The organism is Tabrizicola caldifontis (genome assembly GCF_004762095.1).
Classification (GTDB): Bacteria; Pseudomonadota; Alphaproteobacteria; order Rhodobacterales; family Rhodobacteraceae; genus Tabrizicola; species Tabrizicola caldifontis.
The window spans coordinates 1-5,930 of the sequence record NZ_SIJH01000039.1; the positions used below are offsets into that span (position 1 = coordinate 1).

Annotated in this window: 6 protein-coding genes and 1 pseudogene; 2 read left to right on the forward strand and 5 right to left on the reverse strand. The window is 66.1% G+C overall.

Translation table 11 applies throughout. From position 1 onward, the window contains the following. Positions 1 to 88: 88 nt before the first annotated feature. The 5 genes from EYB42_RS17060 to EYB42_RS17080 all read right to left on the reverse strand — a co-directional run bounded on the left by EYB42_RS17060 (position 89) and on the right by EYB42_RS17080 (position 3,609). On the reverse strand, positions 89 to 1,546 hold the full coding sequence (locus EYB42_RS17060) for a PepSY-associated TM helix domain-containing protein (protein WP_135451277.1): 1,458 nt from the start codon (positions 1,544 to 1,546) through the stop codon (positions 89 to 91). 14 nt (positions 1,547 to 1,560) lie between these two features. Continuing rightward, positions 1,561 to 2,028, reverse strand: a complete 468-nt coding sequence (locus EYB42_RS17065) for a DUF2271 domain-containing protein (protein ID WP_135451278.1) — start codon at positions 2,026 to 2,028, stop codon at positions 1,561 to 1,563. Positions 2,029 to 2,092: 64 nt separating this feature from the next. After that, a complete protein-coding gene (locus tag EYB42_RS17525; RefSeq protein ID WP_205910015.1) occupies positions 2,093 to 2,482 on the reverse strand; it encodes a hypothetical protein in 390 nt (129 codons plus the stop codon). A gap of 163 nt (positions 2,483 to 2,645) precedes the next feature. Beyond that, positions 2,646 to 3,308 carry a cytochrome b/b6 domain-containing protein gene (locus EYB42_RS17075; RefSeq protein WP_240784249.1) on the reverse strand — a complete coding sequence of 221 codons (663 nt, stop codon included), beginning with the start codon at positions 3,306 to 3,308 and terminating at the stop codon, positions 2,646 to 2,648. Next, a complete protein-coding gene (locus tag EYB42_RS17080) occupies positions 3,301 to 3,609 on the reverse strand; it encodes a PepSY domain-containing protein (protein ID WP_135451279.1) in 309 nt (102 codons plus the stop codon). The genes EYB42_RS17075 and EYB42_RS17080 overlap by 8 nt, the downstream gene beginning before the upstream one ends. A gap of 152 nt (positions 3,610 to 3,761) precedes the next feature. Between EYB42_RS17080 and EYB42_RS17085 the strand changes: the two are divergent. Together EYB42_RS17085 and EYB42_RS17090 are read left to right on the forward strand one after the other, a co-directional pair. After that, a pseudogene (locus tag EYB42_RS17085) lies at positions 3,762 to 4,421 on the forward strand (response regulator transcription factor). Further along, the gene (locus EYB42_RS17090) at positions 4,418 to 5,776 is read left to right on the forward strand and encodes a sensor histidine kinase (protein ID WP_135451280.1); all 1,359 of its coding nucleotides are present in this window, start codon (positions 4,418 to 4,420) and stop codon (positions 5,774 to 5,776) included. Before EYB42_RS17085 ends, EYB42_RS17090 begins: the two are co-directional and overlap by 4 nt. Positions 5,777 to 5,930 lie beyond the last annotated feature (154 nt).

The window sequence follows — 5,930 nt, forward strand, 5'->3', positions numbered from 1 at the left end:
TTGGGAAAGAAGGGCTTCAGCCGCGCCATCTGCGCGTCGGTCAGCCAGAAAAGGTTGCTCATGCTCCAGTCTCCTTTCGGAGATTGAATCAGGCCAAGTCTACAAAATCAATGGGTCCTGACCCTAGACCCAGGGCATCGCCCAGCGCCCTGCCCCAGCGAGCGAAATCCTGCGGCGACTGACGATCGACCGTATCCATCGGCAGAAGGCTGGCCCAGCCCTTCGCACGGGCAAGGCGGTCCACCTCGGCCGCAAAGGCGCAATAGGCGGGAAAGCTGCGGTCGCCGAAGCCCAGAACGGCAAAGGGGGCTGCGGGTGGCTTGCGCATGCCACCCAGCCGGTCGAGGAACCCCTTCGCAGCTTCAGGGGCATCGCCGTCGCCATAGGTGGCGGCAAGGATCAGGAAACGTTCGGCACGGGGGTAGCGATTGGGATCAAAAGAAGTCATCGGCGCAACGTGGACGGCCTGCCCCGCCTCGCGAAGCGACCTGGCCAGTGTTTCGGCAAAGCCCCAGGTGCTGCCCCCTTCAGAGCCGACAAGAATCACGTCCCTGGCCCGCGCGGCCGGAGCATTGTCTTTCGGGTGGGTCCAGCCGCGACGCCCCTGAGCCCAGACCAGCAGGCCCGTCATGCCCAGGATCGGAACGCTGAGCGCAAGCAGGCCAAGGATCAGGCCGAACGTGGCCGCGCCCTGTCCTGTATGCAGCATGTAGATGGTTTCCGACACCTTCTGCCAGGGCGTAGCCTCGGCCCATGCCAGCATTTCGCCGGTGCCCTGGTTGATCAGACCCGTGCCCGAATCGGTGACCAGCGTGAACAGATCCTGCAGATCCCCTTCCTGGGGAAAGCTCAGCTTTCGCAGCGAATCGACCGGAACCGACCTCAGTGCCGCCATCCGGTCGATCGGCAGTCTGGTCGTGCCGCTGATGGCCGCCGGCAAAGGCGGGCGAGGCGCGTCATCGGGAAGAAGATTGAAGGTCGAGGCCGTCATCCACAACGCTGTGCCTGCAGAAAACAGAAGGCCGAAGACGGCGATGCGGGAAATCTCGACATGCAGTCGACCGGCGATTGGACCCCGCAGGCGCGCGAACCAGTGACGCCAGCCGCCGACTCGACGGGCGATCAAGGCCGCCCCCGACAAAGCCAGTACCAGCATCGCCGCAGCACCCGCCGCCATCGCCAGCCGTCCTGAATCACCAAGGAAGAGGGAACGGTGCAGGTTGGTCAGCCACCGTTCCACCGGGTTCGGGTCGGCCGGGCCAAGATCGCCGCCGGTCACCGGATCGACCACGGCCGAGCCAGCCGTGCCGCCCCGAAACCACCAGGCGGTGATCCTGCCCGAGGGCGATCGGCGGATCTCCTCCAGCCCCGGATGGGTTGCCGCCACCAGCGCTGCAAGATCTGCCACGCTCTGCCCTGCTCCAGGCTGCGGTGCCGAAAGGCGTTCGGCCGCAGGAAAGACCGACAGCGCCGCACCGCTCAGCGAAAGGACGGCAAGCAGCGCAAGGGCCAAAAGCCCCGGCCAGCGGTGAAGCGCGCGGATCATGGTGGCCTTCCCCCCTACCGATAGACGAAACTGGCGATGTAGCGCCGGCCCTGCACGGGCTGGCCCGCGCCTGCGGTGGTCAGCGGAACGGCGATCTCGTTCGGGCTGTCGCGCATGTCCTCGACAGCCGCATCGATGTGCAGCGTGTAGCCCGCATCGAACAGCGCATCGGCCAGATCCAGCGTGATTTCCAGCGAGCGGCCTGCGCCGACGCTGGCGCCGGTGATGCCGTCGATCTGCGCCGCGTCGCCGCCTGTGGCGGCATACCAGCTGCTCAGGTGTTCATAATACTTGGACTTGTGGCCTGCCATCCAAAGGCTGCCGACATAGGCGCCCGAGGCATCGGTGACGTAAAAGGCCAGATAGGCCCCGTCGCCACCGTAGTTGTTCAGCGTGGTCGTCAGCGTCACGGGACGCGCCATCGCCAGCCCCGGAAGGGTCAGCGCGGTGGTCAGGGCAAGAGTGGCGAGAAGGGATTTCATGACAGATCCTCTGGCGTTGGCTGCGGCCCCGGTTCTACCGGGACCTGATGACAGGAAGATGGGCTCACTTGCTCACGGCGACGGGCGGCGCGCCGCTGCCGAAAAGGCCGTTGGCCGGCGGCGCGACGGTGCCGGCTGGTGCGGGATTGCCTCGCGCGCCGGCCCCCCCGCAATCGTCATCGTCATCTTCATCCTCATCGTCTTCCTCGTCGCAATCGTCGCCTTCGTCGTCATCCTGCCAAAGCTGGCCCCATCCGCCCTCGTCCTCATCGTCATCATCACCGCTCACACGGATCACTTGCGTGGACCCGTCGTCCGAGCTGAATACGGCGGTGCAGACGCTGCTGCACTGCACAGTGGCAGCGCCCCGGCCCTGTGAGGCGGCCAGGGCTGGAAGGCCAAGCGTCAGCGTCAGGGCTGACGAGGCAACAAGAAGGGAAAGTCTGGATGTCATGGCTTGGTCTCCTTTGATCTGCTGCCCGGAACTTGTGCCCCGGACCTGAGCGGTTCCTGACACGCGTGCGTTTTCTGCTTCAGCATGGCGTCAGGAAGAAAAGGGCCCCGCCGGTAAAAGGCGGGGCCAGTCGGACCGCGGGACAGGCGGTCGGGGAACAGGATCAGGCCACATCGCCCGGGCCGGCAGGCCGTTTATCGCCGGTCAGCATGGCGCGGACGAGGTTCTCGCGGTGACGGACCGAGGCCAGGACGACACCGCAGATGTGGAGCGCGACAAGAAGAAGTGTTAGGTTCGCAAGGGTTTCATGGGCTGCCCGGAGCGGTCCGTCTGTGTCGCCCTGCCAGCCATCGGCCTCGCCGTAGTCGTCCTCGTCGTCATCCGCCCAGGCGGGTGCCAAGGTCTGCGGCAGGGCCGGAAGCCTGGCCTGGCGGGCCGGATCGGTCATCAGCCAACCGGTGAAGGCCGTCCCCGACAGCGTCAGCAGAAGGACCAGAATCATTGCCGCGCCTGCCGGATTGTGGCCGAGATACCGGCGCTCGCGCCCACGCAGCATGGCGCCAAGATAGGCGAGCGTCGCTGCCGGACCCGTCACGAACTGGGCAAACCGCGCATGACGGCTGCCTGCGAACCCCCAGACCAGCCGAAAGACGACAAGACTCGCCACCGTGTAGCCTGCCAACTCGTGCACCGGCTGGACCTCGTCGGCGGCCAGCCAAGCGGTCGCAAAGGCCGCGACAAGGCCCCAGTGGAAGACGCGAACCAAGGGATCCCAGACCCGCACCATCGCCGCGCCCGCGTCATGGCCGGATGCAGGATCAATCATTTTCCGGTTCCTTCCGTTCCTTGTCGTGTTCATCATCATCGAACTCGACCTCCAGGATCTGCAGTGTTCCGGGATGGATCTTCGCCTCGATGGCACGACCATCGGCGTTCCGGCCGTCGATCTCGTAACAGCCGTCGTCGATCTTGATGCGCCGAACGGTCCAGCCCTGCTCGGCCGCAAGGCGTGCGACCGCCTCGCGTGGCTGCCAGTTGGCCATCGGCACGAAGCAATCGTCGTCGGCAAAGGCCGCACCGCCAGTGATAGCTGCCAGAAAGGCAAGAATTGTCATGATCTTTCGCATCGGCCACACTCCGGGCTAGGGCACGTCCGAACACCGTGATGAACGCCGAAGCTGACGGCAGGCTGAAGCCGGTCGGATCCCGGCTTCAGCCTGATGTCAGGCCTAGGCGACAAACCTGGGGCGACACGGGCCAAGGCAACGGCGGGAGACCTATGCGCACATTGCTGATCGAGGATGACACGGTCCTGGGCGCGGCGGTGCGCGACCAGCTTGCCGCCGATGGCCATTCGGTCGATTGGGTGCAGCGCCTGGACGCCGCAGGCGATGCCCTGACAGGTGCGCACTTCGACCTTGTGCTTCTTGACCTGATGCTGCCGGACGGCCGGGGTATCCCGTTCCTGCGCCGCCTGCGGGCAAAGGGCGACGTGACGCCCGTGATTATCCTGACCGCGCTGGACCAGATCAGCGACCGGATCGAGGGGCTGAATGCCGGGGCCGACGACTAAATGGTGAGGCCCTTCGACCTCGCCGAACTGTCGGCGCGGATCGGGTCGGTCGCGCGGCGCTATGCGGGCAACCCCAATCCCATCGTCACGCACGGGTCGCTGGAAATCGACCTTGCGGCCCGCACCGTCCACCGCGACGGCCGCCCCATCAGCCTGACCGCCCGCGAATGGGCTCTGTTCGAGGCGTTCCTGTCCCGCCCCGGCCAGCTGCTGTCCAAGGCGCAGCTAGAGGACAAGCTTTATGCCTTCGGCAACGAAATCGAAAGCAACACGATCGAAGTGCATGTCAGCCGCCTGCGCAAGAAGCTTGGCGCCGGCGTGATCGAGACAGAGCGCGGCCTCGGCTACCGGCTTGGCCGCGCATGAAGGCGCCGCGCAGCCTTCAGGGGCGTCTCGGCCTTTGGCTGGGCCTGGTGCTGACCGCCCTTTGGGTCGCTGCGGCCAGCGTGACCGCCCTGATCGCACGGGGCGAGATCGAACAGGTCTTCGACGCGGCGCTGCAGGAAACCGCGCAGCGCATCCTGCCACTTGCCGTGGTCGATATCCTGAACCGCGAGGAAGCCGGGATCAGCCAGCGCCTGGCCGCCATCCGCGAGCACGACGAATACTTCACCTGCATCGTGCGTGACGATCAGGGGCGCATCCTGCTGCAATCCCATGCCGCCGACCCGACGGTCTTTCCCGCATGGGACGGAGCGGGCTTCCGCAGCACGGCGACCCACAGGCTTTACAATGACGAAGCCGTGCAGGGCACGATCCGCATCACAGTTGCGGAACCGCTGGCCCATCGCGCCATTGTCGCATGGGATATCCAGATGGGCCTGGGCCTGCCGCTCCTGGTCGTTCTGCCGGTGGCGCTGATCGCCATCGTCATGGCCGTCCGCGCCAGCCTTGCCCCCCTGCGCAAGTTCCGCGACCGGCTGGCAGCGCGGGGTGCAAGCGACCTGAGCCCGGTCGCCAGCACCGACCTGCCGAGCGAGCTCGCACCTCTGGCCGAAACGATGAACAGCCTGCTCGCCCGGCTGGATGCGGCCTTCGAATCAGAGCGCAGCTTTGCCGCGAATGCCGCACACGAATTGCGCACCCCGCTGGCCGGGGCGATCGCGCAGGCACAGAGGCTTCAGGCCGAAATGCGGGATGCGGATGCCAGGGCCAGGGCGGGCGAGATCGAGGCGAACCTGAAGCGCCTGACGCGCCTTGCGGAACGCCTGCTGCAGCTTGCGCGCGCCGAAGGCGGTCGTCTGCGGCGCGGGTTTGTCGCCGATGTGCGACCTGTGGCCCGGCTGATCGTGGACGAGCTCGCGCGGGTTGGCGGACCCGGGTGCATCCGCCTCACACTGCCTGCAACCGCCGTGCTGACGGATCTTGACCCCGACGCTTTCGCGATCCTGCTGCGCAACCTGATCGAGAATGCCCTGCGGCATGGCCGCGCTGACTGCCCGGTCGATGTGGTCTTATCGGGGGACGGCACGCTGATCGTCGCCAATGAGGGGCCTGTCGTGCCCGCAGACGATCTTGCCCGACTAACGCAGCGGTTCGAACGGGCCAAGTCCGGTGCCACGGGCAGCGGACTTGGGCTGGCAATCGTGCGCTCCATCGCGGAACGGACCGGTAGCAGTTTCGAGATCCGATCACCGCGCGCGGGCGGGGATTCAGGGTTCGAGGCGATCTACCGCATCCCCGATGTCAGGCCCGAGCGGTCAAGGAACGCCCAGGAATGATGCTTCTGCCCCTCGCGGCCGTCTGCGTGTTGATTTCCACCCAGAACTGAGCCGGGTTTTCCATCGAGAAGTGAGCCACCTCTGATTATGGATTTCGGCTCAGGCTGGGGTCAAGGCATGGCTGTCTTCCTTCTTTTTGCGGGTCGCTGCGGCT

What these genes read in the sequence shown, in the direction of transcription:
- EYB42_RS17060 (WP_135451277.1), bottom strand. Translation starts at nt 1,546, where the DNA reads ATGATCCGCGCGCTTCACCGCTGGCCGGGGCTTTTGGCCCTTGCGCTG.
- EYB42_RS17065 (WP_135451278.1), bottom strand. Translation starts at nt 2,028, where the DNA reads ATGAAATCCCTTCTCGCCACTCTTGCCCTGACCACCGCGCTGACCCTT.
- EYB42_RS17525 (WP_205910015.1), bottom strand. Translation starts at nt 2,482, where the DNA reads ATGACATCCAGACTTTCCCTTCTTGTTGCCTCGTCAGCCCTGACGCTG.
- EYB42_RS17075 (WP_240784249.1), bottom strand. Translation starts at nt 3,308, where the DNA reads ATGATTGATCCTGCATCCGGCCATGACGCGGGCGCGGCGATGGTGCGG.
- EYB42_RS17080 (WP_135451279.1), bottom strand. Translation starts at nt 3,609, where the DNA reads ATGCGAAAGATCATGACAATTCTTGCCTTTCTGGCAGCTATCACTGGC.
- EYB42_RS17090 (WP_135451280.1), top strand. Translation starts at nt 4,418, where the DNA reads ATGAAGGCGCCGCGCAGCCTTCAGGGGCGTCTCGGCCTTTGGCTGGGC.